General features: G+C 66.7%; 23 protein-coding genes. 14 read left to right on the top strand and 9 right to left on the bottom strand.

Features of this window, described 5'->3' with window-relative positions; all coding sequences use genetic code 11:
- Positions 1–22 precede the first annotated feature (22 nt).
- Both fdhA and TZ00_RS03845 read left to right on the top strand, forming a co-directional pair.
- Complete coding sequence (fdhA, locus tag TZ00_RS03840) at positions 23–1,234, top strand: formaldehyde dehydrogenase, glutathione-independent (RefSeq protein ID WP_044439489.1); 1,212 nt, start codon at positions 23–25, stop codon at positions 1,232–1,234.
- A gap of 137 nt (positions 1,235–1,371) precedes the next feature.
- Positions 1,372–2,559 carry an LLM class flavin-dependent oxidoreductase gene (locus TZ00_RS03845; protein WP_044439491.1) on the top strand — a complete coding sequence of 396 codons (1,188 nt, stop codon included), beginning with the start codon at positions 1,372–1,374 and terminating at the stop codon, positions 2,557–2,559.
- A 37-nt stretch (positions 2,560–2,596) separates the two neighbouring features.
- Here TZ00_RS03845 and TZ00_RS03850 read toward each other — a convergent pair whose 3' ends face one another.
- Both TZ00_RS03850 and fdhD read right to left on the bottom strand, forming a co-directional pair.
- The gene (locus TZ00_RS03850; RefSeq protein WP_044439493.1) at positions 2,597–4,894 is read right to left on the bottom strand and encodes an FdhF/YdeP family oxidoreductase; all 2,298 of its coding nucleotides are present in this window, start codon (positions 4,892–4,894) and stop codon (positions 2,597–2,599) included.
- Positions 4,891–5,802 (bottom strand): formate dehydrogenase accessory sulfurtransferase FdhD, encoded by a 912-nt coding sequence (gene fdhD, locus TZ00_RS03855; protein WP_084605904.1) that lies wholly within the window; start codon positions 5,800–5,802, stop codon positions 4,891–4,893. Before fdhD ends, TZ00_RS03850 begins: the two co-directional genes overlap by 4 nt.
- A gap of 83 nt (positions 5,803–5,885) precedes the next feature.
- Here fdhD and mobA point away from each other — a divergent pair, with 83 nt between their 5' ends.
- The 3 genes from mobA to TZ00_RS03870 are packed head-to-tail and all read left to right on the top strand — an operon-like array spanning position 5,886 to position 8,043.
- A complete protein-coding gene (mobA, locus tag TZ00_RS03860; RefSeq protein ID WP_044439496.1) occupies positions 5,886–6,533 on the top strand; it encodes a molybdenum cofactor guanylyltransferase in 648 nt (215 codons plus the stop codon).
- Positions 6,530–6,871 carry a DUF6457 domain-containing protein gene (locus TZ00_RS03865; RefSeq protein WP_238579573.1) on the top strand — a complete coding sequence of 114 codons (342 nt, stop codon included), beginning with the start codon at positions 6,530–6,532 and terminating at the stop codon, positions 6,869–6,871. Before mobA ends, TZ00_RS03865 begins: the two co-directional genes overlap by 4 nt.
- Complete coding sequence (locus TZ00_RS03870; RefSeq protein ID WP_044439498.1) at positions 6,868–8,043, top strand: molybdopterin molybdotransferase MoeA; 1,176 nt, start codon at positions 6,868–6,870, stop codon at positions 8,041–8,043. The genes TZ00_RS03865 and TZ00_RS03870 overlap by 4 nt, the downstream gene beginning before the upstream one ends.
- 15 nt (positions 8,044–8,058) lie before the next feature.
- Here the strand turns inward: TZ00_RS03870 and TZ00_RS03875 are convergent, their stop codons facing one another.
- Entirely contained in the window at positions 8,059–9,354 is a 1,296-nt protein-coding gene (locus tag TZ00_RS03875; RefSeq protein WP_044439501.1) for a uracil-xanthine permease family protein, read from the bottom strand.
- Between the two features lie 123 nt (positions 9,355–9,477).
- Between TZ00_RS03875 and TZ00_RS03880 the strand changes: the two genes are divergently transcribed.
- Positions 9,478–11,139, top strand: coding sequence for an ABC1 kinase family protein (locus TZ00_RS03880; protein WP_238579574.1), 1,662 nt, complete (start codon positions 9,478–9,480; stop codon positions 11,137–11,139).
- Between the two features lie 78 nt (positions 11,140–11,217).
- The gene (locus tag TZ00_RS03885; RefSeq protein ID WP_044439503.1) at positions 11,218–12,504 is read left to right on the top strand and encodes a glycosyltransferase; all 1,287 of its coding nucleotides are present in this window, start codon (positions 11,218–11,220) and stop codon (positions 12,502–12,504) included.
- Here the strand turns inward: TZ00_RS03885 and TZ00_RS03890 are convergent.
- From TZ00_RS03890 to TZ00_RS03905, 4 genes are all read right to left on the bottom strand, one after another.
- A complete protein-coding gene (locus TZ00_RS03890; protein WP_044439505.1) occupies positions 12,493–13,326 on the bottom strand; it encodes a hypothetical protein in 834 nt (277 codons plus the stop codon). The two genes, TZ00_RS03885 and TZ00_RS03890, sit on opposite strands and share 12 nt — an antisense overlap.
- On the bottom strand, positions 13,323–13,994 hold the full coding sequence (locus TZ00_RS03895) for an LON peptidase substrate-binding domain-containing protein (protein WP_084605905.1): 672 nt from the start codon (positions 13,992–13,994) through the stop codon (positions 13,323–13,325). Before TZ00_RS03895 ends, TZ00_RS03890 begins: the two co-directional genes overlap by 4 nt.
- Before the next feature lie 67 nt (positions 13,995–14,061).
- A complete protein-coding gene (locus TZ00_RS03900) occupies positions 14,062–14,367 on the bottom strand; it encodes a DUF1905 domain-containing protein (protein WP_044439507.1) in 306 nt (101 codons plus the stop codon).
- A 4-nt stretch (positions 14,368–14,371) separates the two neighbouring features.
- Complete coding sequence (locus TZ00_RS03905) at positions 14,372–16,513, bottom strand: heavy metal translocating P-type ATPase (RefSeq protein WP_084605906.1); 2,142 nt, start codon at positions 16,511–16,513, stop codon at positions 14,372–14,374.
- Between the two features lie 131 nt (positions 16,514–16,644).
- Between TZ00_RS03905 and TZ00_RS03915 the strand changes: the two genes are divergently transcribed.
- Both TZ00_RS03915 and TZ00_RS19210 read left to right on the top strand, forming a co-directional pair.
- Positions 16,645–16,983: a DUF3140 domain-containing protein gene (locus TZ00_RS03915; RefSeq protein WP_044439511.1), complete on the top strand. Its 339-nt coding sequence runs from the start codon at positions 16,645–16,647 to the stop codon at positions 16,981–16,983.
- Between the two features lie 130 nt (positions 16,984–17,113).
- A complete protein-coding gene (locus TZ00_RS19210) occupies positions 17,114–17,533 on the top strand; it encodes a RidA family protein (RefSeq protein ID WP_044439512.1) in 420 nt (139 codons plus the stop codon).
- A 10-nt stretch (positions 17,534–17,543) separates the two neighbouring features.
- Here the strand turns inward: TZ00_RS19210 and TZ00_RS03925 are convergent, their stop codons facing one another.
- Positions 17,544–17,891, bottom strand: coding sequence for a VOC family protein (locus TZ00_RS03925; protein ID WP_044439513.1), 348 nt, complete (start codon positions 17,889–17,891; stop codon positions 17,544–17,546).
- Positions 17,892–17,950: 59 nt separating this feature from the next.
- Here TZ00_RS03925 and TZ00_RS03930 point away from each other — a divergent pair, with 59 nt between their 5' ends.
- Complete coding sequence (locus tag TZ00_RS03930) at positions 17,951–18,802, top strand: alpha/beta fold hydrolase (RefSeq protein ID WP_052521257.1); 852 nt, start codon at positions 17,951–17,953, stop codon at positions 18,800–18,802.
- 2 nt (positions 18,803–18,804) lie between these two features.
- Positions 18,805–19,224 carry a DUF1761 domain-containing protein gene (locus tag TZ00_RS03935; protein ID WP_044439515.1) on the top strand — a complete coding sequence of 140 codons (420 nt, stop codon included), beginning with the start codon at positions 18,805–18,807 and terminating at the stop codon, positions 19,222–19,224.
- 97 nt (positions 19,225–19,321) lie between these two features.
- Here TZ00_RS03935 and TZ00_RS03940 read toward each other — a convergent pair whose 3' ends face one another.
- Positions 19,322–19,834, bottom strand: a complete 513-nt coding sequence (locus TZ00_RS03940) for an Lrp/AsnC family transcriptional regulator (protein WP_044439517.1) — start codon at positions 19,832–19,834, stop codon at positions 19,322–19,324.
- 148 nt (positions 19,835–19,982) lie between these two features.
- On the opposite strand from TZ00_RS03940, the gene ald reads away from it, so the two are divergent.
- The 3 genes from ald (at position 19,983) to TZ00_RS03955 (ending at position 25,572) form a co-directional block, all read left to right on the top strand.
- Positions 19,983–21,098 carry an alanine dehydrogenase gene (gene ald / locus TZ00_RS03945; RefSeq protein ID WP_044439519.1) on the top strand — a complete coding sequence of 372 codons (1,116 nt, stop codon included), beginning with the start codon at positions 19,983–19,985 and terminating at the stop codon, positions 21,096–21,098.
- A 68-nt stretch (positions 21,099–21,166) separates the two neighbouring features.
- The gene (locus tag TZ00_RS03950; protein WP_044439521.1) at positions 21,167–22,345 is read left to right on the top strand and encodes an exonuclease SbcCD subunit D; all 1,179 of its coding nucleotides are present in this window, start codon (positions 21,167–21,169) and stop codon (positions 22,343–22,345) included.
- A complete protein-coding gene (locus TZ00_RS03955) occupies positions 22,342–25,572 on the top strand; it encodes an AAA family ATPase (RefSeq protein ID WP_044439523.1) in 3,231 nt (1,076 codons plus the stop codon). Before TZ00_RS03950 ends, TZ00_RS03955 begins: the two co-directional genes overlap by 4 nt.
- Positions 25,573–25,596: the final 24 nt, after the last annotated feature.

Here is a 25,596-nt window from a genome sequence, read left to right on the forward strand (position 1 = left end):
CACACGATCAAAGGAGATCCGCATGGCAGGAAACAGAGCAGTCGCATACAAAGGACCGGGCGAAGTCGAGGTCATCGACATCGACTATCCCGTCTTCGAGTTGAAAGACGGGCCAGGGGTGAACCCCGCGAACGTCGGTCGCAAGGTGCCGCACGGAGCGATCATCAGAACGATCGCCACGAACATCTGCGGCTCGGATCAGCACATGGTTCGAGGCCGCACGACCGCCCCCGTGAACCTCGTTCTCGGTCACGAGATCACCGGCGAAGTCGTCGAAGTCGGCCCCGGGGTCGAGTTCATCAAGGTCGGCGACATCGTGAGTGTTCCTTTCAACATCGCCTGCGGTCGCTGTCGAAACTGCAAGGAGCGCAAGACGGGCATCTGCCTCAATGTGAACCCCGACCGGCCCGGTAGCGCCTACGGCTACGTCGACATGGGCGGATGGGTCGGCGGGCAGGCAGAGTTCGTTCTGGTTCCCTATGCCGACTGGAACCTGCTGAAGTTCCCCGATCGCGATCAGGCGCTCGAGAAGATCATGGACCTCACGATGCTGTCGGACATCTTCCCGACCGGATTCCACGGAGCGGTCACGGCGGGCGTCGGAGTGGGCTCGACCGTGTACGTCGCGGGCGCCGGCCCTGTCGGGCTCGCAGCCGCGACGAGCGCTCTGCTTCTCGGAGCGGCGGCGGTGATCGTCGGCGACTTCAACGACGATCGCCTGGCGCAGGCGCGCAGCTTCGGATGCGAGACGGTCAATCTGGGCGCCGGCGAGCTCGTCGACCAGATCGAGCAGATCCTCGGCGTTCCCGAGGTCGACTGCGGTGTCGATGCGGTGGGCTTCGAGGCCAGGGGTCATGGCGGTGGTGAGGCGCCCGCGACGGTGCTGAACTCGCTGATGGATGTGACGGCTGCCGGCGGAGCGCTGGGCATTCCGGGACTGTACGTCACGGGTGACCCGGGCGGAGTGGACGAGGCGGCGAAGAAGGGTTCGCTCTCACTCAGCCTGGGAACCGGTTGGGCCAAGTCGCTGTCGTTCACCACGGGCCAGTGCCCGGTGATGAAGTACAACTACGGTCTGATGCAGGCGATCCTGCACGACCGCGTGCACATCGCCAAGAACGTGAACGCGAAAGCGATCTCGCTCGACGACGCACCTCGCGGCTACGCGGAGTTCGACGCGGGAGCGGCCACGAAGTACGTGCTCAACCCGAACGGCTACCTCGACGCGGCGTAGCTGCTGCGGATCGTTCCCTGAGCTTGTCGAAGGGCCCTTCGACAGGCTCAGGGAACGGATGGGAATAGTTTTTCGGTAGCCCGCGTTCTCACTCACATATATGCAAACGCATAGAAAAGTTTGAGGAGTGGTTGACAATGCAATTCGGAATCTTCACCGTCAGCGATGTGACGACTGACCCGACCACGGGCCGCACGCCGGACGACACCGAGCGCACCAAGGCGATTCTCACGATCGCCCAGCACGCCGACCAGGCGGGCCTCGACGTCTTCGCCACCGGTGAGCACCACAACCCGCCGTTCGTCGCCTCCTCGCCGACCACCATGCTGGGCTACCTCGCCGGCGTGACCAAAGACATCGTGCTCAGCACCTCGACGACACTGATCACCACGAACGATCCGGTGAAGATCGCCGAGGACTACGCGATGCTCCAGGTCATCAGCGACGGTCGTATGGACCTCATGATGGGCCGCGGCAACACCGGGCCGGTCTATCCCTGGTTCGGCAAGGACATTCGCAAGGGTCTCGAGCTCGCGACAGAGAACTACGCCCTGCTGCGCCGCCTCTGGGAGGAGGAGGTCGTCGACTGGGCCGGAAACTTCCGCACCCCGCTGCAGGGCTTCACGTCGACGCCGCGCCCCCTCGACGGAGTTCCTCCGTTCGTCTGGCACGGATCGATCCGCAGCCCCCAGATCGCCGAGCAGGCCGCCTATTACGGCGACGGCTTCTTCCACAACAACATCTTCTGGCCCATTCAGCACACCGAGCAGATGGTCAAGCTCTACCGCAGCCGTTACGAGAGCTACGGTCACGGCCGCGCCGACCAGGCGATCGTCGGGCTCGGCGGGCAGTTCTTCGCCCGCAAGAACTCGCAGGCGGCGAAGGATGAGTTCCGCCCGTACTTCGACAACGCGCCCGTCTATGGACACGGCCCGTCGATGGAGGACTTCACCGCGCAGACCCCGCTCACCGTGGGATCGCCGCAGGAGGTCATCGACCGCTACGCCGCCATGCGCGATCACGTGGGCGACTACCAGCGCCAGCTGTTCCTCATCGATCACGCGGGTCTGCCGCTGAAGACAGTGCTCGAGCAGATCGACATCCTCGCCGAGGAGATCGTTCCCGCGCTTCGCAAGGAGAACGACTCCAAGCGTGCCGAGGGCGTTCCTAGCAACCCGCCGAGCCACGCCGAGCGTGTCGCCGCGGCCCGCGCGAAGGGCGCCGTCGCATCCACCCACGTCGGTGGCGAAGACGAGTGGACCGGCCTCACGGCCGAGGGCGGCACGAAGCCGCTCGCCAAGGCGGGCGCAGCCTTCGGCCTGTAAGAAACCTGCGTTCCCTGAGCTTGTCGAACGGGCCGGCTCAGGGAACGAGCGCCGCCGCGGGCACCAGGCGCACCACGACGGCCTTCGACACCGGGGTGTTGCTCTCGTCGGTCACCGAGTCGAGCGGCACGAGCACGTTCGCCTCGGGGTAGTACGCCGCGGCGCAGCCCCGGGCACTCGGGTACGACACCACCCGATACGAGCGCAGCACCCTCTCGATCCCGTCGTTCCACTCGCTGAACACGTCGACCAGCTGCCCGTCTTCGAGGCCGAGCTCGTCGAGATCGAGCGGGTTCACGAACACCACGCTGCGGCCCTTCTTGATGCCGCGATAGCGGTCGTTGAGGCTGTAGATCGTGGTGTTGTACTGGTCGTGCGAGCGCAGGGTCTGCAGCAGCAGCGTTCCCTCGGGGCGCACCACGGGCTCGAGGTGGTTCACCGTGATCATGGCCCGGCCCGTGAGCGTGTTGAACGTGCGGCTGTCGCGAGGCCCGTTCGGCAGCACGAAACCGTCGATGTTGCGGATGCGCTCGTTGAAGTTCTCGAAGCCGGGAACGACGTTGGCGATGTGGTCGCGGATCAGATCGTAGTTCGCCTCGAAGCCGGCCCAGTCGATGGGCGACTCGTCTCCGAGAACGGCGCGCGCGAGCCGACTCACGATGGCCATCTCCGACAAGAGGTGGTTCGAGATCGGCTCGACCTTTCCGCTCGACGCGTGCACGGCGCAGACGGTGTCTTCGACGCTCACGAACTGAAGGCCGGATGCCTGCCGGTCGAGCTCCGTGCGCCCCTTTGTCGGCAGAATGAGCGCCTCCTCGCCGATCACAGCGTGCGAGCGGTTGAGCTTGGTCGACACCTGCACGGTGAGTCGCGTTCCGCGCATGGCGGCCTCGGCCACCTGACTGTCAGAGATGGCGGCCACGAGATTGCCGCCCATCGCGAACCACACCTTGATGTCTCCGCGGGCCATCGCCTTCATGGCGTTCACCGAGTCGAGTCCGTGCTTGCGCGGCGGATCGAATTCGAACTCCTTCTGCAGCGCATCGAGGAACGCATCCGGCATCTTCTCCCAGATGCCCATCGTGCGGTCGCCCTGCACGTTGCTGTGACCCCGGATGGGTGATGCCCCCGCACCCGGCTTGCCCATGTTGCCGCGAAGCAGCAGCAGATTCACGATCTCCTTGATCGTACTCACGGCCTTCTTCTGCTGCGTGATGCCCATGGCCCACGTGATGATCACCCGGTCGGCGGTGATGTAGCGCTCGGCCAACTCATCGATCTCGGATGCCGTCAGTCCGGTCGCCTCGAGAACGTCCGCCTCGTCGAGATGATCGATATGTGCCATGAACTCCTCGAGCCCGGAGCAGTGCTCGGCCAGGAATTCGTGGTCCAGAACCGTTCCCGGGGCCGCACGTTCGGCATCCAGAACCCGCTTCGACAGCGCCTGCATAAGCGCCATGTCGCCGCCGAGCCGGATGTGCACGAACTGGTCGGCGATCTTCGTGCCGTGGCCCACGATTCCGCGCGGGCGCTGCGGATTCTTGTAGCGCATGAGCCCGGCCTCGGGCAGTGGATTGATGGCGACGATCTTGGCACCCTTGCGCTTGGCGTCTTCGAGCGCGGTGAGCATGCGCGGATGGTTGGTGCCCGGGTTCTGGCCCATCACGATGATGAGGTCGGTGTCTTCGAAGTCGTCGTAGGCGATGGTGGACTTGCCCACGCCGAGGGTCTCGCCCATGGCGGTTCCGGTGGACTCGTGGCACATGTTCGAGCAGTCGGGCAGATTGTTGGTGCCGAAGGCGCGCACGAAGAGCTGGTAGGCGAACGCCGTCTCGTTGGCGGTGCGTCCGCTCGTGTAGAACGCCGCCTCGTCGGGGGACTCGAGTTCGTTGAGGTGCGACGCGATGATCTCGAACGCCTTCTCCCAGCTCACGGGCTCGTAGTGGTTCTTGCCCGCGGGCTTGTAGACGGGTTCCACGAGCCGGCCCTGCATTCCGAGCCAGTGCTCGGAGCGGGTGAGCAGGTCGTCGATGGAGTGCTGCCCCCAGAAGCTGCGGGGCACCGCGATGGGAGTCGCCTCCCAGGTGACCGCCTTGGCGCCGTTTTCGCAGAATTCGGCGGCCTTGCGCCTGTCGGGGTCGGGCCAGGCGCAGCTCGGGCAGTCGTACCCGTCTTTCTGGTTGAGGCCGAGCATCAGCTTCGCGGTGCGGGCCACGCCCATACCCTCGATCGCGGGAACCATCGAGTGCACGATTCCCGGAACGCCGACGGCCCAGGTCTCGCGGTGTCCGACCTCGAGCTGGCTGTCATCTTCGCGGGGAGGAGTGGTCGTCATGCGACACCGATGCTTTCACTAGGGAGGTTTTCGATAGGTGGAAGGTCGGACTCGAGAGGGGCCGATTCGAGAGGGGCCGATTCTAGGACCCGCTCGGCACCTGCGTAGATGACCATGGAGTCGCCGCGCAGGAAGCCGACGAGGGTGATGCCCAGCTCGCTCGCGAGCTCTGCGGCGAGCGACGAAGGAGCCGACACGGCGGCGAGCATCGGGACGCCCGCCATCGAGGCCTTCTGCATCAGCTCGAAGCTCGCCCGGCCCGACACCATAAGCACGGTTCCGCGTAGCGGCAGCAGGTTCTCGCGGGTGGCCCAGCCGATCACCTTGTCGACCGCGTTGTGTCGGCCCACGTCTTCGCGCAGCACGAGCAACTCGCCCGTCGCTCCGTCGAAGAGGGCGGCGGCGTGCAGCCCGCCGGTCTTGTCGAACACGGCCTGCTGCTCGCGAAGCCGATCCGGGAACGTCGTGAGCAGCGCGGCCTCGATGCGGAGGGCATCCGATTCGCTCGTGTACGCCGACGTCGTGCGCACCGCGTCGATCGACGCCTTGCCGCAGAGCCCGCACGAGCTCGTGGTGAAGAAATTGCGCTGCAGGCTCGGGTCGGGCGGTGCGACGCCCGGGGCGAGCGTGACGTCGAGAACGTTGTAGGTGTTCAGCCCCTCGTCTGTGGCGCCGGCGCAGTAGCGTGCCGCCGAGAACTGCTCTCCGCTCGAGATGACGCCCTCAGAGACGAGAAAGCCCGCGGCAAGGTCGATGTCGTCGCCCGGAGTGCGCATCGTGATCGCGAGCGACTGGCCGCCCACCCTGATCTCGAGCGGCTCCTCGGCGGCGAGTACGTCTTCACGCACACTCTTGCTGCCCCCGACCGTGAGGCGGGTGACACGACGACGTACGGTGATTCTGCCCATACAGCAGGCTTATCATCGATTCCCTGCCTCCGACAGGGCTGGCCGCAGCATCTCAGCGACTCGGTATCTCGTAGGCTGATTGAATGCTGCTCGACGCGATCGTGCTCGCGGGCGGAAGGTCCTCCCGTCTCTCGGGCGAGCCCAAGGCGCAGCTGCTCTGGCACGGCGCGACGCTGCTGCAGAACACGGTCGGCGCCTCTCTGCAGGTCGGTGCGCGGCGCGTGGTCGTCGTCGGGCCTGATGCGCCGGATGCGCCGGGCCGGGATGCGCGCGTGCGGTTCACGCGCGAAGACCCTCCGTTCGGCGGCCCCGCGGCAGCGATCGGCGCAGGCATGCGCGCCCTCGACGAGCAGCAGTCGCCCGCGGCCGATGTCGTGTTGGTGCTCGCGTGCGACATGCCCGAGGTCGCCCGCGCCGTCTCCGCGCTCGCCGAGTCGTTGCCTCTGGCCGGCTCCGACGGAGTGCTGCTGCTCGATTCCTCCGGCATGCGGCAGCCGCTCGCCGCCGTCTACGGCCGCCCGGCGCTGGCCGATGCGGTCGCGGGGCTGCGCGCATCCGGCACCCTCGACGGAGCGTCGATGCGCGCGCTCATCTCGAGCCTCGACCTGCGGGAGCTGGCAGACACGGCGGGCTCGACGCGCGACGTCGACACGTGGGCCGACGCCGCCGACTTCGGCATCGTGAACGCCGAGCACACTCCATCCACCGACGAGCAGAGGAGTCGAACATGAGCGACGACCGCCTGACCGAGAAACCCGACACCGAGAAGCCGGCGAAGCCCTCACGATCGCCGGAGGAGGTGGCCGAGATGACCGAGACCCTGGAACGCTGGAGCTCCTCCCTCGCTCGTGAGCTGGGAGTCTCCGACCTCGAGGTCGACATCGACGCGGTGCTGGCGCTCGCGGGGGTCGCGGCGCACGCGGTGCTGCGCCCGGCGGCTCCGCTCACCACCTACCTGGTGGGCTACGCCGCAGGCCGCGCCGCTGCGCTCGACGACGTGAGCGGCGAGCAGGCCACCGCGCGGGCGGCCGGGATCGCCGTCGATCTCGCGCGCAGCCTCGAAAGGTGAGCGCGGCTTCGGGCGGGCAGCGCGCCGGCTGGGCTGAGGCCCGCGAGGCCGCCTTCGCCGCCGGGTCGCCGTTGCCGCCGGTCTCCGTTCCGCTCTCCGCGGCGGTCGGGCGGGTTCTCGCCGAGCCCGTGATCGCGCTCTGCGACGTTCCGCACTACGCGTCGTCGGCGATGGATGGCTGGGCCGTTTGGGGGTCGGGTCCCTGGGTGCTGCGGGCTGCGGCTGAGGCTCGGGACGCCGCGCTCGGCGCGAATGAGGCGCGCGCGATCGTGACCGGTGGACTCATTCCCGAGGCTGCCGACGCGGTGCTGCGCAGCGAGGCGGGCGAGGTCGTCGGCGGCGAACTGCGGGCGTCGATCGAGCCGTTTGCCGGTCAGCACATCAGGCCTGCGGGCGAGGAGTTCCACCGAGGCGACGTGGCGATCGAGCCGGGCGTGCGGGTGAATCCCGCGCATATCGCGGTCGCCGCCGCGTGCGGAGCTGACGAGCTCGTCGTGCGGTCACGAGGCCGGGTGGCTCTTGTGCTCACGGGCGACGAGGTGGTGACCCACGGCATCCCGGGTCCCGGCGCCGTGCGAGACAGTTTCGGGCCGCAGCTGCCGGCATTTGTCGGCCTTCTGAGCGGCGAGGTCGTTCGCCAGGCCCGCGTGGGCGACAACCTCGAGGTGCTCGCGAGCGCTCTATCTGCAGAGCCGACCGCCAGCGACGTGGTCATCACGACGGGTGGCACGGGCTCGTCGTCGGCAGACCACCTGCGCGCGGCACTCTCGCGGCTGGGCGCGAGCATCCTGATCGGCGGGGTCGAGATGCGTCCCGGCGGTCCGAGCCTGCTGGCCCGACTCGACGACGGGCGACTGCTGATCGGGCTCCCGGGCAATCCGCTCGCGGCGATGATGGGGCTGCTCACCCTGGCCGAGCCCGTGCTGGCCGCGCTGTCGGGTGGGCGAGTCGTCGAGCCGTCGCGCATCCGGTTGGCTCAGGCCGTGCCCCCGGGTCGCGGCGAGACGCGGCTCATTCCGTTCCGCGTCGACGGCGGGCACGCGCGGCCGAGCGCGTTCATCGGGTCGGCGATGCTGCGGGGCCTCGCCGACGCATCCGGGGTGCTGGTCTGCTCGAGTGCGGGCGCCGAGGCCGGAGCCGAGCTGGAGTACCTGAGGCTTCCCTGGTCGTGACCGGCCGTCTGGTGCTCAGGCGTCGCGCGGGCCGCCATCCGTGCCGCGCAGCCGGGCAACCGCGGTCATCGCGTGGTAGATCACGATGGCGGCGACCGTGCCGAGCGCGATGCCGTTGAAGGTGACCGAGCCGGCGTTCAGGGTGAAGTCGGCGATGCCGATGATCAGCGCCGTCGCTGCCGTGAACTGGTTGACGGGCTTCGAGAAGTCGACTTTGTTGTCGAGCCAGATCTTCACGCCGATGATGCCGATCAGGCCGTAGAGGGCCGTCGTCACGCCACCGAGCACGCCGGCCGGGATCGTGTTGATGACGGCGCCGACCTTGGGCGAGAGTCCGAGGAGGATGGCGACGGCGCCGGCGATCCAGTACGCGGCGGTGGAGTAGATGCGGGTCGCGGCCATCACGCCGATGTTCTCGCCGTACGTAGTGGTTCCCGATCCGCCGCCGAAGCCGGCGAGTACCGTGCCCAGGCCATCGGCCAGCAGGGCGCGGCCAGTGAGCCTGTTCACTTCGGGCGACTCGGTCATCTGGGCGACCCCGCGGATGTGGCCCACGTTTTCGGCGACGAGCACCAGCACGACCGGGAGGAAGGCGGGGAGCACGCCCCAGACCGCGGAGTCGGCGAACGGGTTCGCCGGGAGGGCGAACTGGGGGAGTCCCACCCAGGCGGCGTCGCCGACCGTCGAGAAGTCGACCTCACCCGCGATGACGGCGGCGATGTAGCCCACAACGACGCCGATGAAGATCGACAGGCGGGCGAGCATGCCCTTGAACAGCACGGTCGAGAAGATCACCGCGGCCAGGGTGATGAGCGCCGTGAGGGGAGCGAGCTGGAAGTTGTTCTTCGCGGCGGGCGCCAGGTTGAAGCCGATGAGGGCCACGATCGCACCCGAGACGACGGGCGGCATGAGTGCGTTGATCCAGCCGATGCCGGTGATGAGAACCACCACGCCGACCAGGGCGAGAAGCGCGCCGACGGCGAGGATGCCGAAGAGAGCGCCGCCCATGCCCGTGCTCGCGACGGCCGCCGTGATCGGGGCGATGAACGCGAACGAGGAGCCCAGGTAGCTCGGAAGCCGGTTCTTCGTGATCAGCAGGAACAGCAGGGTGCCGATGCCGGAGAAGAGCAGCGTCGTCGCGGGAGGGAAGCCGGTGAGCACCGGAACCAGGAAGGTCGCGCCGAACATAGCGACGACATGCTGGCCGCCGAGGCCGATCATGCGGGGCCAGGTGAGCCGCTCACCCGGCTTGACCACGGCATCCGCTTCGACGTTCTTGCCGTCGCCGTGAAGTGTCCAGAGTTGTGCCATGTTCGTTCGTTTCCCTTGCCCGGCTGCTCGCCGGTTGTTGCGTGCCCGTCGGTGAGCTCCCTCGAGACTAGTGGCCGAGCGCATGGGAGGATGGGCGCATGACCGAGGCACAGGGAGCAGCTCGTGGCTAATCCGATCGCCGCAGCCGTCGGAACGCGGCTCGAGCGCTACCGGGAGATCGCCAGTGTGCTGAGTCGGCACGGGCTCAGCTTCATCATCGGCGCAACCGGGCTCGACCGCTTCGAGCCGGCCGCGCAGGAGCAGACGCGAGCCAGCAATCCCGAGAACCTCCGACGGGCGCTCGAAGAACTCGGCCCGACGTTCGTGAAGCTCGGTCAGGTGCTCTCGACGCGCTCCGACGTCCTGCCTCCTGCCTACCTCACCGAACTTGCGAAGCTGCAAGACAGGGCGCCGGTCGTGCCGGCCGCCGTCATCAAGCGCCTCATCGTCGAGGAGCTCGGCGATCAGCCGGACAAAGTGTTCGCGAGCTTCCAGCTCAAGCCGCTCGCCAGCGCCTCGATAGGTCAAGCACACCTGGCCACGCTGCACGACGGAACCGAGGTCGTCGTCAAGGTTCAGCGCCCCGACATCGCCACGAATATCGCCATCGACCTCGAGATTCTGCACACGCTCGCCGTGCGGGCATCGCGGCAGTGGAAGCTGGCCGCCGATTACAACATCACCGGAATCACTGACGAGTTCGCGCGAACGCTGCGCGAGGAACTCGACTACACGCACGAGGGTCGCAACGCCGAGACCTTCGCCGCGAACTTCGCGGGTGACGACACCATCCAGATTCCCCGTGTGTTCTGGGACACGAGCACGACCCGCGTACTGACTCTCGAACGCATCACCGGCATCAAGGTCGACGATCTCGTGGCTCTGGATGCGGCGGGAATCGACCGCCGCGGCATCGTCGTCCATGCGGTCGATGCGATTGCTCAGATGGTTTTCGTCGACGGCGTCTTTCACGCCGATCCGCACCCCGGCAACCTCTTCGTCGAGGCGAGCGGGCGCATCGGTCTGATCGACTTCGGCATGGTCGGCCAGATCGACGACACACTGCGCGGTCAACTCGCCGACCTGTTCATGGCGCTGAGCAGACACGACCCCGATCGCATGGCCTCCGCGCTCATGGCCCTGTCGAGTTCGAAGTCCTCGATAGATCAAGAGTCGTTGCGGGCAGACCTCGTGGGTTTCATCGACATCTATCGAGGCAAGGGTCTCGGCGAGGTCGACACGGCCGCGCTCATCAACAAGCTGCTCGCCGTTCTGCGACACAACCGGCTGCAGCTGCAACCGTCGATCGTGATGCTGTTGCGCATGCTGCTGATGGTCGAGGGCATGGGTGTGCTGCTCGATCCGACATTCAACCTGGGGGATGCGCTCAAGCCGTATGCGACGAAGCTCGCGCTGTCGAAGTTCTCGCCCGCAGCGATAGCGAGGCGTCTCGCGGCAGCAGGACTCGAGGCGGCGGAGCTCGGAATCGAGCTGCCCGACAAGATCCGCAAGGTGTTCGACGTGATCGACCGCAACGGCATCGAGGTGCACCTGCGCGCATCCGAGCTCGACCCGCTGGTGGCGCGCGTCGAGAGGGTGGGCAACCGTGTGGTGGCCGGGGTGATCGCGGCCGCGTTCATCCGGGGTATCGGCGAGCTCGCCGTGAGCGACCGCAAGCGCTTCGGCCACTGGAGCGGCCCGCTGATGGGCATCGGTCTGGGCGCGAGCGGCGCCCTGAGTGCGTACATCGCACTGACCTCAATGCGCAGGCGCCGACAGAACTGAGCCCCGCGGTGGGTTGAGGTCGGCTCAACTCACTAAAGTGGCCACATAGCCATTGGTCGCGACATCGGGGGCAAGCGCATGGCGAACTATCTGATCTGCAGCACACCGGTGCACCACCATGTGACGCCCATGATCGCGATCGGGGCGCACCTCGTGTCGCGTGGCAACCGAGTGATCATGATGACCGGCACACGATTCGCGGAGAAGATCGAGCGCGCGGGCATGGAGTTCGTCGCATTCGAGGGCCGCGCCGATTTCGACGACCGCGACGTGCCGAGCTATCTTCCCTACCGTGACCGGTACCGAGGGCTGGCTCAGACGCAGTACGACATCCAGAACATCTTCGTCAAGACGATCCCCGCGCAGTTCCGCTCGGTGCGTGACGTGATGCAGCGTGAGCGGATCGACGCAGTGCTCGTCGACGGCGCCTTCGGAGGCATCTCGCCGGTGCTCCTCTCGAGTGCGCCGAGGCCACCGATCCTGGCGATCGGAGTGGTCTCCTTCACTCAGCTGAGCCGTGACACTGCGCCCGCCGGATTCGCCATGGCGCCGTCGTCGACCTCGTTGGGTCGCGTGCGCAACCACGTTCTCAACGCCCTCGCGCGCTCCGTGCTCTTTCGCCGCACCCAGCGCGCGGCGCAGGAGGCGCTCGTCGAGATCGGCTCGCCCAAAACATCGCTGTTCGTGATGGACATCTCAAGCGCCTTCGACCGTTTTCTCCAGCTCGGCCCACCGGCCCTCGAGTATCCACGCAGCGATCTCTCGCCGAACGTGCGCTTCGTCGGTTCGCTGCCCGCCGAGGGCAGTGCCCCTCTGCCCGAGTGGTGGAGCGATCTCGACGGTTCTCGTGCCGTTGTCTACGTCAGCCAGGGAACGATAGACAACCGCAACTTCGATCGGCTCATCAGGCCCACGATCTCCGCGCTTGCGAACGACGACGTGCTCGTCGTGGTCTCGACAGGAGGCCGTGCCGCTGAGAGCCTCGGCGAGGTTCCCTCGAACGTGCGGGTCGCCGAGTCGCTGCCCTATGACAGACTGCTGCCGCTCACTGATGTCTTCGTCACGAATGGCGACTACAGCGAGGTGCTGGCCGCGGTCGCCGCCGGCACTCCCCTCGTGGTCGCGGGCGACACCGAAGACAAGCCGGAGGTCGCGGCGCGCGTCAGCTGGTCGGGTGCGGGTCTCAATCTGCGCACCGGCACTCCATCTCCGGATGCCGTAGGTTCGGCCGTGCGCGCCGTGGTGGCCGATGAGCGCTACCGTGCGCGGGTGCGCCGGTTGGCAGAGGAGTTGGCCGAGCTAGACACGCTGCGCATCATCGAGGAGGAACTGGCGACGGCTGTGGCTGGACGGTCAGCGCGCTGAGTTCGGCCTGAAGTCCACGCCGTTGTTCACTACGAAGACGAGCAGGAGGCCCACCGCGACGAGACAGAGCAGAGCGGCTGTCGGCTTGCGAAAGCGCAAGAACTCGTTGACTATGCGTACCTTTCCCTTGAATGGGTAGAACAGCGGCGCGAAGATTCCGGATGCCGCAACCCCGATGAGCGTGTCGCTCACCATCTCGATGGCATGGCTGCGTGTCGTGAACGTGAAGGTCAGTGCGTAGACGAAGACGAGCGCGGCGGTGCCCGCGGCCCACGACCCGATGCCGAGGGAGCGCATGGAGCTGACGGAGCCGTCGGCGTAGGCCGTGACCCGGGTGGCGAAGAGGCGGGCGAGCGCCACGGTTCCCGCCGCGCCGACCCCGAATCCGATCCAGTAGAGCGAGGGAGGGGCGTCGAACCAGAAAAGCAGGGTCGCCGCGTCGCCCGCACCGGTGAAGGGCGCCAGCAGTAGCGAACTGAAGACGAGTTGAACGCTGATGAAGCCGAGCCAGGTGACGAACAGGCGGGTGATGCCGGCTCCCCAGATGCGGGCCGCGAAGATGAGCGCGAGGCCCATGACGAGGCTCGTGATCGCGGCGACGGTGGAGGCGAGAATGAGCGTCTGGGTCTGCGTGATATCGAATTCGACGTAGCTCGGGTAGAGCGTCGCCCGGGATTGCAGCGCGATGGCCGTTACGAAGCGTGCCAGCTCGTGCACGGTGACGGCCACGATTCCGGCGAGCACGAAGGCCACCGCGCCGTTGAACCAGAGGGTCGTCGAGGGTGCCGGCGTATCGATGCCGGACGCTCTCGTCGAGCTCACCTGTTCTCCTCGAAGTCGTCGCCCGGAAGGCCGTCCGATCCGTTTGGACCGGGGCCGGTCGACCAGGCTGAGGCGAACGAATCGGCCGCATCCGTCGCCCGTTCGAGAACGGCCGTCAGCAGTTCCTCCATCGAGATCGCCCCGAGAAAGGAGAGTTGGTCGAGCTCGCCGACGGGCGCGATGCCCGCGAGCTGCCAGCAGGCCTCGAGCGGGTCGCTCGAAAGCTCGACGACGGATGCCCACCGCTGCTCGGTGAATTCGCTCGCCACCGCGAGGGCCCGGCGCACGGCCTGCTCGGTGTCGTCGCGTAGCGATCGCAGTGATTCGTCCCAGACGAGTGGCTCGAGAAAGCGGATCTCGGCGCGCGGATACGGATCGTCGTCGAGCCAGCCGGTCACCTCGAACCGGGAACCGCCCTCGGCATTCACTGCCACGAATCCCTCGCCGCCCGCCATCTCGCTGATCAGCGCCAGGGTTCCGAGCTGAAAGCGGTGCTCGCCGCCGCCCACCTCCTGGCCGCGCTCGATCAGAACGACGCCGAACTGCGGCTGCTCGGCCTCGAGCATGTGCGCGAGCATCACGAGGTAGCGCTCTTCGAAGAGTCGCAGCGACACCGGCATGTAGGGAAAGAGCACCGTGCCGAGAGGGAACATGGGGATCTCGGGCATGGGTCAAGACAACCACGGCGCACCTGGGTTGCCAATGGGATTGCGCCCGTCGCGATGAGCGCCAGGCTTAGTATCTGCTGAGATCTATCTCCACTGTGACCGTGGCGGTGTCTCCGACGGCGATCCCTTCTGCCAACCGCACCGTCTTCTTCACCGGCAGCACGTAGGGGCCGCCGCCGGATTCGGGAAAGATCGACGTTGTCCAGGTGGTCGAGCCGATGGTGGCCGTGACGTACACGGAGCCGAATCCCGGTCGCGGTACCGAGGTGCGTTCGCGGATCTCGTCTGAGGCATCGAGGGGCAGGCTCACGAAGACCCAGGCGTTCGTCGACGGCAACGAGTAGAGCTGCGCGTCGAAGATCACGGGCTTCATGCGGTCAGTCTTGCACGTGCCCCGGGCGCAGGTCGATGCGGCGCAGCAGCTGCGCGTTGAGCGCCACCACGATGGTCGAGAGCGACATCAGCAGCGCTCCCACCTCCATCGGCAGCACGAAGCCGATCGGCGCGAGCACCCCGGCCGCGAGCGGCACGGACAGCAGGTTGTAGCCCGCCGCCCACCACAGGTTCTGCGTCATCTTGCGGTAGCTGGCCTTCGAGAGGTCGATCACCGAGACGACCGAACGCGGGTCATCGCCGGCCAGGATGACGCCGGCCGCGGCGATGGCCACGTCGGTTCCGGCGCCGATCGCGATGCCCACATCGGCCTGGGCGAGGGCGGGGGCGTCGTTCACCCCGTCTCCGACCATGGCGACCTTCCGGCCCTCCTGCTGCAGCTCGCGAACCGTCGACGACTTGTCCTCCGGGCGCACTCCGGCGTAGACCCGCTCGATGCCGAGCTCTGCGGCCACCGAGTGCGCCACCGCCTCGGCGTCTCCCGTGATCATCACAACCTGCACCCCTCGGGCCGCGAGGTCGGCGACGGCCTGCTTCGACTCGGGGCGCACGGCGTCGGCGAGTCCGATCGCTCCGATCGGCACGCCGTCTGCGAGCACGTGCAGCACGATCGTGCCGTGCGCCGACCAGCCGTGTGTCGCATCCAATGCCGTCGCACTGGACTGTTCGAGCAGTCGCGGCCCGCCCACGGCGATGACGCGGCCGTCGACCGTTGCCTCGACGCCCACCGCGGTCGAGGCTCGGAAGTTCGTAGCGCGGGGCACGGCGAGGCCGCGCTCGGCTGCGGCGGCCACGATCGCCCGGGCCACCGGATGCTCTGAGTCGGCCTCCGCAGACGCGGCGAGTGCCAGCAGCCCGTCGTCGAGTGCCGTATCGGACGAGAGCACGTGGGTGACGGTGGGCGATCCCGTCGTGAGCGTGCCCGTCTTGTCGAACAGCACGGTGTCGACGGTGCGCATGCTCTCGAGCGCGAGCCTGTCTTTCACCAGCACGCCGGCCTTCGCCGCGCGTTCGGTCGCGATCGAGACGACCAGCGGAATGGCGAGGCCGAGCGCGTGCGGGCAGGCGATGACGAGCACGGTGATGGTGCGGATGATCGCGTCGTTCGGGCTGCCCACGAGCGACCACACGATCGCGGTGATCACGGCCGCGCCGAGGGCGAACCAGAACAGCCAAGCCGCGGCGCGGTCGGCGATGCGCTGGGCGCGACTCGACGAGTTCTGCGCGTCGGTCACCAGCTTCTGAATGCCGGCCAGGGCGGTGTCGTCGCCCGTCGCGGTGACCCGGATGCGCAGGGCCGAGTCGGTCGCGACGGTTCCGGCGACGACCGCGTCGCCCGTGCTGCGGGAGACGGGAACGGACTCACCGGTGATCATGGATTCGTCGACGTCGGCCGTGCCCTCGATCACCTCGCCGTCGGCAGGCAGGCGGCCTCCGGGGCGCACGATCACCGTGTCGCCGAGGCGCAGCTCGGCCGGGGCGACCGTGACGACCGAGCCATCGGCATCCAGTCGCTCTGCCTCGTCGGGCAGCAGAGCGGCCAGGCTGTCGAGCGCGCTTGAAGCCTGCGCGAGGGAGCGCATCTCGATCCAGTGCCCGAGCAGCATGATCACGATCAGCAGGGCGAGCTCCCACCAGAAGTCGAGCTGGTGGTCGAGCAGGCCGAGGGTGGCACCCCAGCTCGACACGAAGGCCACGCTGATCGCAAGGGCGATGAGCAGCATCATGCCCGGCTGGCGGGCCTTGATCTCGCCGAGGCCGCCGGTGAGGAAGGGGGCGCCGCCCCAGACGAACATCACCGTTCCGAGCACGGGGGAGATCGCCGTGACGACGAGGTTGTCGGGCAGCTCGTAGCCCAGGAGCATCGCGAACATCGGCGAGAACGCGACGACGGGCAGAGCGATGACCAGCATGATCCAGAACAGGCGGCGGAAGTGGGCGGCGTGGCCGCCGTGGCCGCCGTGGCCGGAGTGGTCGTGACCGGAGTGGTCGTGACCGGAGTGGTCGTGACCGGAGTGCCCCGAGTGGTCCATGTGGTCGTGGGCCTCATGACCGGAGTGGTCGTGGTCGGCAGGGTGCTCGTGGCTCGTGTGGTCGTGCTCGAGGTGCTCATGCGTGTTGCTCATACGTCGACCATATACCCCTAGGGGGTATTCGACAACCGGCCGGACGCGACAGAAAATCGTCATATTCGCATAAATGACGCCGTTTTTCAGTCCCCTGCGACGAATGTGCTCCGAGGGCGGATACTGAGGGGATGAGCGACAAAGATGACGACAATGCCGACGTCTGGACGGACTTCACCCACTCGGTGAACCTCACACCGAAATCGCTCGAGAAGTGGCTCTCGACAGACGAGTCGCGCAGTGTGGGGCAGAAGGCGGGGGGAGAAGCGATCGGTCATCGGAGCGGTCGACACATCCTCTCGATCCTCGAGAAGAAGAAGTCCGAGCTGACAGAGGCCGACTACGAGCACATGCGCACGGTGCTGGGCTACATCAAGAGGCACTCGGCGCAGCGACCGAGCGGAGACGTCAGTGAAACAGCCTGGCGATACTCGCTGATGAACTGGGGTCACGACCCCTTGAAGAAGTAGGAGCCTTCCGACAAGCGGGAGGCATCGGGCGACCGTATCGAAGTCCCCGAATCGTCATCTCGCCGGGCGCTGCTCCCGCTCTAGGATGTCTGGAGCAGGGTTGTCGATACTGAGACCGGAGGAGTGACCTGTGGAACGTAACGTGATTTTCACCCCGGATGCCCCATGGTCGCCTGGGGGCTCCAGCCAAGCGATCACATACAACGGGTTGCTCTACGTCTCTGACCAACTTCCGATCGACCCCGCTACCGGGCAGATGCTGCCTCGACCGCTGAACCCGTCGTTTGGCGGTGGTGATCAAGCGGTCGACGCTCAGATGAGACAGTGTTTGAAGAACCTGAACGCTATTTGTCTGGCGGCAGGCACCGACTTGTCGAACGCGATCAAGCTCACCATCTACACGCCGATGCTGATCCAGTTCGCACCCGTTATCGATCGTGTTTTCCGTGAATTCTTCACGGAGTTTCCCCCTGCACGCTCGATGATCGGCGTAAATGTGCTGCAGGGTAATGCCCTGGTGCAGATCGACGCCATCGTGCCGCTCGTCTGAGCTCGGGGCGTCATCTCGCCGAGAGCACGCAGAACTCGTTGCCCTCCGGATCTTCCAGTACCACCCAGGTCTGTTTTCCCTGCCCCACGTCGGCCCGGGTGGCGCCCATGGCGAGCAGGCGCTCCACTTCGGCGTCTTGATCGTCGGGCACGAAGTCGAGGTGTAGCCGGTTCTTCACGGTCTTGCCCTCGGGAACGTTCAGGAACAGCAGCGTCGGGCCGGCGCCTGTCGGGTTCTTCAGCTCGATGCCTTCCTCATCTTCGTCGACGATCTGCCAGCTGAGGGCATCCGCCCACCAGTGACCCTGTGCCACAAAATCCTCGCAGTCGACGACCAGTTCTTCCCATGTGAGTGTCATGCCTGAAACGCTACGCCGGGGCGATAGGCCTTCGAAAGCCCCTGAGTATGCTTCGTCGTATGACTGAGTTCGTGACATCGGCAGACGGCACGCGCATCGCCTACGACAGGCTCGGCAGTGGTGCGCTCGCCATCATTCTGGTCGGCAGTGCCATGAACTACCGGGCGTTCGACCCCACGACGGTGCAGATCGCCACACTGCTCGCCGATCAGGGGTTCTCTGTCATCAACTACGACAGGCGCGGTCGCGGCGAGAGCGGTGATGCGGCCGAATACGCGGTCGAGCGAGAGGTCGATGACATCGCCGCCCTGCTCGATGTGCTGGGCGGATCTGCCGCGCTCTTCGGTAACTCCTCGGGCGGGGCGCTCGCGCTCTGGGCCGCGGCCACACCCGGAGTGGGTGAGCGCATCACGAAGCTCGCCCTGTTCGAGGTGCCGCTGTCGCTCGAGGGTGAGGGCGACGGGGGTGCCGACCTGCGAGCGATGAACGACCTTGTCGCCGCCGGTGACCGGGCTGCCGTCGTCGAGTACTTCATGAAGGACATGCCTCCACAGTGGCTCGAGGGGGCGAAGAGCTCGCCAGCGTGGCCCGACATGCTCGCGATCTCGCACACGCTGGCGTACGACGAAGCCCTGCTCGAACGGGCGCAACATGCGCCGTGGGCCGAGCAGTGGGCATCCGTCACCCAGCCGGTGATCGCCATGGTGGGCGAGCCGACGGTTCCCATCTTCCCGCCCGCCGCATCCGCTCTGGAGGCCGCTCTGCCGAATGCGCGCGCTCTCGTCATCGACGCGGCCTATCACAGCGTGCGTCCCGAGGTCATGGCGGCACAGCTCGGTGGCTTCCTCACCGGGCACGAAGAACTCGCGACTTTCCCTGAGTATCCCGACGAGCCAGAACAGCAGGTGTGAGCATGATCCCTGATATCAACTACCTCGCCGTGATCGCGGCCACCTTGTCATCGATGGTGGTCGGCTCGATCTGGTACACCCCGAAGGTCTTCGGCAACTACTGGATGCGCGCGGCCGACATCACCCCGAGCGGCAAGGCATCAGACGCCGTGCGTCCCATCGTGATCACCGTGATCGTGAGTTTCATCACGGCGTGGGTGCTGGCCGGTGCGGCGTTCATCTCATGGGATTTCTACGGCGGCAGTTTCTTCGTGAACACTCTCGTGACCGCGCTGATCCTCTGGGCGGGCTTCACTGCCGCCCGCTTCATCACCCACGACGCATTCGATGGCCGCCCCACGGGCCTGACGGTGCTGAACGTGGCTCACGAACTCGTGACGATCGTGATCATGGCCATCATCATCGGAGTGTGGCCGGCCTAGCGGCTATCCGCGTCTCGGCGGCGCATCCGCTACCCGGCGTCCGGGCGCGGACGCCCCGAACGGGCGCGGATGCGGCTCCGCTCGGCTGCCGCTCAGCTCACGGCGCGATCGTCAGCCCGCTGAAGTGGTGATCGAACACGAGGCTCGTTCGAGTCGACGCGACGGCCGGATGCGCCGAGAGATTGTCGAGTACGAAGTCGCGCACGGCGGCGCTGTCGCGCACGGCAACGTGGATGATGAAGTCCTCCGCTCCTCCGAGGAAGTACAGCTGCACCACCTCGGGAAACTGCCTGATCTCCTCGCCGAGCTCCATCATCAGATTGCGGGCTCCGGCCCGGATGGTGACGCTGATCAAAGCCTGAAGGCCCAGGCCCACAGACGATGGATCAACGTTCGCGGTGAACCCGCTGATCACGCCGCGCGCGACGAGGGACTTGACCCGAGCGACGCACGTTGAGGCCGCGATGCCGACGAGCTCGGCCAGCCTGTTGTTGGGTATGCGGGCGTTGGCCCGCAGGATGCGCAGGATCTCGCGATCGATGTCGTCGAGTTCGACGGGCGCCCCCGCTGCGCGACGATCGTTCGACGCGGGGTTCGTTGCTTGGGCCATGAATGAACTATTTCACGGATTCTCCGCGATTCACCGACGATTCTGCGGTTCTTTGTCGATGCAAGTGAACTTTGGCAAGGATTGGCCCAGATGTTTCGACACGACGGCGCCTACGCGCCGCCCGGTGTCACCGACGAACGGAGTAGCCATGCACATCGGAGTGCCCACAGAGGTCAAGAACAACGAGAACAGGGTGGCGGCGACGCCGGCCGGAGTCTTCGAGCTGGTTCGGCGTGGCCACACCGTTGTGGTTCAGCGCGGCGCCGGTCTCGGCTCTCGAATCAGCGATGAGCAGTACATCGAGGCGGGAGCCCTGATCGCTGACACCGCCGACGAAGTCTGGGCTGGTGCAGAGCTGGTGCTCAAGGTGAAGGAGCCGGTCGCGGAGGAGTTCGGGCGCATGCGCGCCGGTCAGACACTCTTCACCTATCTGCACCTGGCCGCATCCAGGGCCTGCGCCGACGCTCTGCTCGCTGCCGGAACCACCGGAATCGCCTACGAGACCGTGCAACTCGCCGACCGTTCGCTGCCTCTGCTGCAGCCCATGAGCGAGGTCGCCGGGCGGCTGTCGACGCAGGTCGGCGCGTACCACCTGATGAGCGCGGTGGGCGGCCGCGGGATTCTGCTCGGGGGAGTCCCCGGAACCCCGAAGGCGAAGGTCGTGGTGATCGGCGGCGGGGTCGCGGGGGAGCACGCGGCGGCCAACGCGGTCGGCATGGGAGCGGATGTCACCATCATCGACCTCTCGATTCCGCGCTTGCGCGAGCTGGAGATCCGGTTCGGGGGAGCCGTGCAGACACGTAGCTCATCGGCCTACGAGATCGCCGCCCAGGTGAAGGAGGCCGACCTCGTGATCGGCTCGGTGCTCATTCCGGGCGCGCAGGCGCCGAAGCTCGTGACAGACGACATGGTCGCCACGATGAAGCCGGGCAGCGTCCTGGTCGACATCGCGATCGATCAGGGCGGATGCTTCGAGGGATCACACGCCACCACCCACGACGACCCCATTTTCGCGGTGCACAACAGTGTCTACTACTGCGTGGCGAACATGCCCGGGGCCGTGCCCGAGACATCCACCCGCGCGCTGACCAACGCGACATTGCCCTATGTCGTGGCGCTCGCCGACAAGGGCTGGACCCGCGCTCTGGCCGACGACCCGGCCCTAGCGAAGGGCCTCAACACGCACGACGGCCGCGTCTACAACGCGGGCGTCGCCGCGGCTCTGGATGTCGTGGGTCACGACATCGCGGAACTCCTGGTGTGACCCGCGCGGCCTGAGCCCGGAGTCGGCTCTCGTCGATGGATGTCGGCGGCCCGCTATAGCGTTGACGCATGCGCATCCTGCACACCTCCGACTGGCACATCGGGCGAACGTTTCATGGTCATTCGACCCTCGAGAACCTCGGCACGGTGCTCGACTCGATCGCCGTCATCGTGCGCGAGAAGGCGGTCGATGTCGTCGTCGTGGCGGGTGACGTCTTCGATTCGGCCACGCCGGCACGCGAGGCCTTCGACGTGCTCAGTGGCGCGATCAGGCATATCCGCGAGGCAGGTGCCTACGTCGTTATCACCAGCGGAAACCACGATTCGGCCACGAGGCTCGGCTTTCAGAGTGAGTGGGCCGGTTTAGCGGGCATCCATGTCATCACCCGCCCCGAGCAGCTCGACGAGCCCGTGATCATCGACGACGCGTACGGGCCGGTGCTGTTCTACGGAATCCCCTATCTCGAGCCGGCGCTGGTGCGGCATCTCTATCCGGGTGTCGAGATGCGTCGGCACGCCCAGGTTCTGGGCTACGCCATGCAACGAATCCGCGACGACATCGCCCGAAGAGACGGCGCTCGTTCGGTCGTCTTGTCGCACGCCTTCGTGGTCAACGTGCCAGGCGCCGGTTCGTCTGCATCGGAGGCCAGCGACGTCGAGCGAGACATCACTGCGGGCGGTCTCGACCTCGTCTCTGTCGACGTGTTCGACGGCCCCGACTACGTGGCGCTCGGGCACATTCACGGTCGATCGACGCTTGCCCCGGGCATCCGTTATTCGGGCGCGCCGCTGCACTACTCGTTCGCCGAAGCCACCAAGCCGCGCGGCGCCTGGCTCGTCGACCTCGATGCGGCCGGGCTCGACACCGTCGAGTGGGTCGACTTTCCGGTGCCGAGGCCGCTTGCGATACTGACCGGCGAGCTCGCCGAGCTGCTCGCCGACCCGTCGTATGCCGATGCCGAGGGTCATTTCGTCTCCGTCGTGCTCACCGATCAGGTGAGGCCGATCGACGGTATGCGGCGCATCCAGTCGCGGTTTCCGCACGCCGTCGCGCTCACGCATCAGCCCGCCATCGTGGCCGAGCTGCCGTTGGCCAGCTACAGCGAAAGGCTGCATGCTCGCTCCGACAGCGAGGTCGTCGCCGGCTTCCTCGAGTTCGTGCGAAACGGGGTCGGCCCCACTGACGCCGAGAGCGATTTGATCGTCGAGGTCATCGCCGAGCAGGCCGCCCAGGAGTCGACCGCGTGAGAATCAACCGCCTCACGATCGCAGGATTCGGGCCATACAAGACGGCGCAGCACATCGACTTCGATGCCTTCGCCGACGACGGCATCTTCTTGATCACGGGCAACACGGGTGCCGGCAAGTCGAGCATCCTCGACGCCATCTGCTTCGCCCTCTATGCCAGCGTTCCGCGCTATGAGGGAACGCAGCAGCAGCTGCGCAGCGACTATTGCGAGCCGGGCGACCCCACCTACGTTGAACTCTGGTTCAGCGCCGGCGGGCAGAACTACCGAGTGCGGCGCTCGCCCGACTACGAGCAGCCGAAGAAGCGCGGAGAGGGCACTACGAAGAGAGCCGCAGCGGCAGAGCTGTTCATTCGCGTGGGTGAGGCCTCGGGCGCTGCTTTGGCGGGCGCCGAGCTCGTCGATGAAGCCGAGTGGCAGGGCGTCGCCGCGATTCCCCGCGAGGTCGGCATAGCGCTCGACACAATCCTCGGGCTCAGCAAAGACCAGTTCTTGCAGGTCATTCTTCTTGCGCAGAACCGCTTTCAGAAGTTTCTTCACGCCAAGAACGACGAACGTCAGGGCGTGCTGCAGAGCCTCTTCGGCACGCGCCGCTTCGCCGACATCGAGCGCGCCCTCGTCGAGAGGCGCAAGGCGCTCGAAGTGCGCCAGCGGGAATCCGCCGACCACATCGCGCAACTCGGCGGCCAGGTCGAGGGCATTGTCGCTGCTGCTGCTGCTGCTGCTGCTGCTGCTGCCGCCGCCGCTGGTGCTGATGACGATGCAGAAGTCGATGGTGCCGCAGCCTCAGACGCACGCGATCTGACCCACGAAGTCGTCGTTCCCACTGCGCCGCGGGCCGCCGATCGCGGATACTTCGAGTCGGCACTCGCAGAGCTCGTCGAACAGCTCGATTCGGCGCAGTTGCGGGTGGTTGAGGCCGACGCTCGGTTCGCCGCGGCTGATGCTGCGCTGCGAGAGCGCGAGAGTCTTCTCCGACTTCAGACTCGCCGAGACGAGGCAGCGGCACGTCTCGTTGAGCTGGAGCACAGCGAAGAGACGATCGCAGACGACAGACGTCGGCTCGAGGCGGCAAGCAGGGCTGAGATCGTCTGGGCGCACGTGACCGCCGAGAACGCGGCTGAGGCGGCGCTCGAACGAGCTGCGGTTGACGAGAAGGCGGCCCGCACCGCCTATGACGAGGCCAGTACGCTCTCGAGTCTTGCCGAAGCCTCGTCGGGTCGATCGGCCGGCGAACCAGCGCGGGTGGGCGCGGCGAGCGGTGGGCAGGCGAGTGGTGGACCGGCGATTGAGTCGACAGATGAGTCGACTACTGCCACTCCTGACTTTCTCGCGACCAAGGCTGCCGAGACCAACCGCACGCTGGGTGGGCTCGACGTGATACTGGCCGACGAGAAGCGCATTCCTCAGCTCGCCAAGCGCATCGCAGAGTACGACGAGATCGAGACCACTCAGCAGGCCGAACTCGCCGCTTCTACGGAGCGCGCGCGATCGCTTCCCTCACAGATCGACGAGACACTCGAAAAGAGAAACACTTCCCTTCTCGAGGCATCGTCTCGATCCGAGGCCGACGAACGCGTTGCACGGTTGCGTGCCGCCCGTGAGTCCGCCGTACTCGCCGCTGCCCTGAAGTCCGAACTCGACGATGCCCGGGTTGTAGAGAAGGCGAAGAGCACAGAGAACAAAGAAGCGGCCACCCTCTACGACGAGTTGCTCACGCGCCGACTCGACGGCCACGCTGCCGAACTCGCCTCGACTCTCGTCGACGGCGAGCCGTGTGCGGTCTGCGGCTCCACGGAGCATCCGAACCCCACGGTCTGGTCTGCAGATCTCGGTGAGCCTGTCTCGGAAGACCAGATCGAGGCCCAGCGCTCGCGACTCGCCAGCGCTGGCGAGGCTCTCACCGAAGCAGGCCTGGTCGTGCGCGATCTTGTCGCGCGGCACGCGGCGGCCGAGGCATCGGGCGCCGGGCAGTCTCCGGCAGAGATCGACGAGCAGCTCGAATCCGCACAGGCCGTCTTGGCGGCGGCGGTCGCGGCCGACGCATCCGCACGTGCACTCGATTCGCAGATCGCCGAGTTGCGTGCCGAACTCGAATCGATCACCTCCACAGTGGCCGAGCTCACAGAAGCGTTGCAGTCCACGAGGAACGCCCGCGCCGCACTCATCTCGCAGCGGTCATCGATCACCGACCTCGTCGAGCAGCACAGAGGCGACCATGCCACGGTGGCCGAGCGCGTGCTCGAACTGCAGCATCTCTTCGAGGTCACCCGCGACTTCGAAGCGGCGTTGCTCGCACACAACGACAAGGAGCTCGCGCTCGACGCCGCTCGGCAGACGCTGCGAGAGCATCTCGACGAGCAGGGCTTCACTGACAAGGCCGAGGCCGTCGACGCGAGACTCGCCTCTGCTCAGCGTGCAGACGCAGCCTCCCGCCTCAGCGCGCACGACGTTGCTCGCGCCGCAACCACCAACACTCTTGCCGAGCCCGAGCTGCAGGGGCTCCCCGCCGATCCTGTCGAACTGGAGTCCGCGGTCGATGCACGCGGCCAGGCCAACGCCGACCGAGACGATGCCCGGGTCGCCGCGGGGTCGGTCTCCGATCGGCTCGCGCGGCTCCGCGCCCTCGTCGCCGACGCGCTCGAGCGGATCGACGCATCCGAAGACCTGCGTGCCGAATACGAGACGATGCGCTCGCTTGCGAACTCGGTCGAGGGCGCCGAGCCCAACACCATGCGCATGCGACTCGAGTCCTACGTGCTCGCGGCGCAGCTGGAGGAGATCATCAGGGCCGCGAATGCCCGACTCGCGGTGATGACGGGTGGCCGATACTCACTCGAGCACGACGACTCGGTGCAGTACCGCAACACGCGCTCCGGGCTCGGCATCGCGATTCTCGACCAGCACACAGGGCGGGCCAGGGCCACGCATTCGCTATCGGGAGGCGAGACGTTTCTGGCATCGCTCGCCCTCGCCCTCGGACTCGCCGAGGTCGTGTCGAATCAGGCGGGAGGCATCACCCTCGACACTCTGTTCATCGATGAGGGCTTCGGGTCGCTCGACGCCGACACACTCGCCATAGCGATGTCGACACTCGACAGTCTGCGCTCGGGCGGTAGAACGATCGGGCTCATCAGTCACGTCGAGGCGATGAAGGAGCAGATTCCGTCGCGGCTGCGCATCACGGTCACGCCCCAGGGCTTCTCCGAGATCGATCAGCGCTCGTAGCCAGAGAAGAGTGAAGAGGTGCAG

Source organism: Agreia bicolorata, from assembly GCF_000938265.1.
Lineage (GTDB): Bacteria > Actinomycetota > Actinomycetes > Actinomycetales > Microbacteriaceae > Agreia > Agreia bicolorata.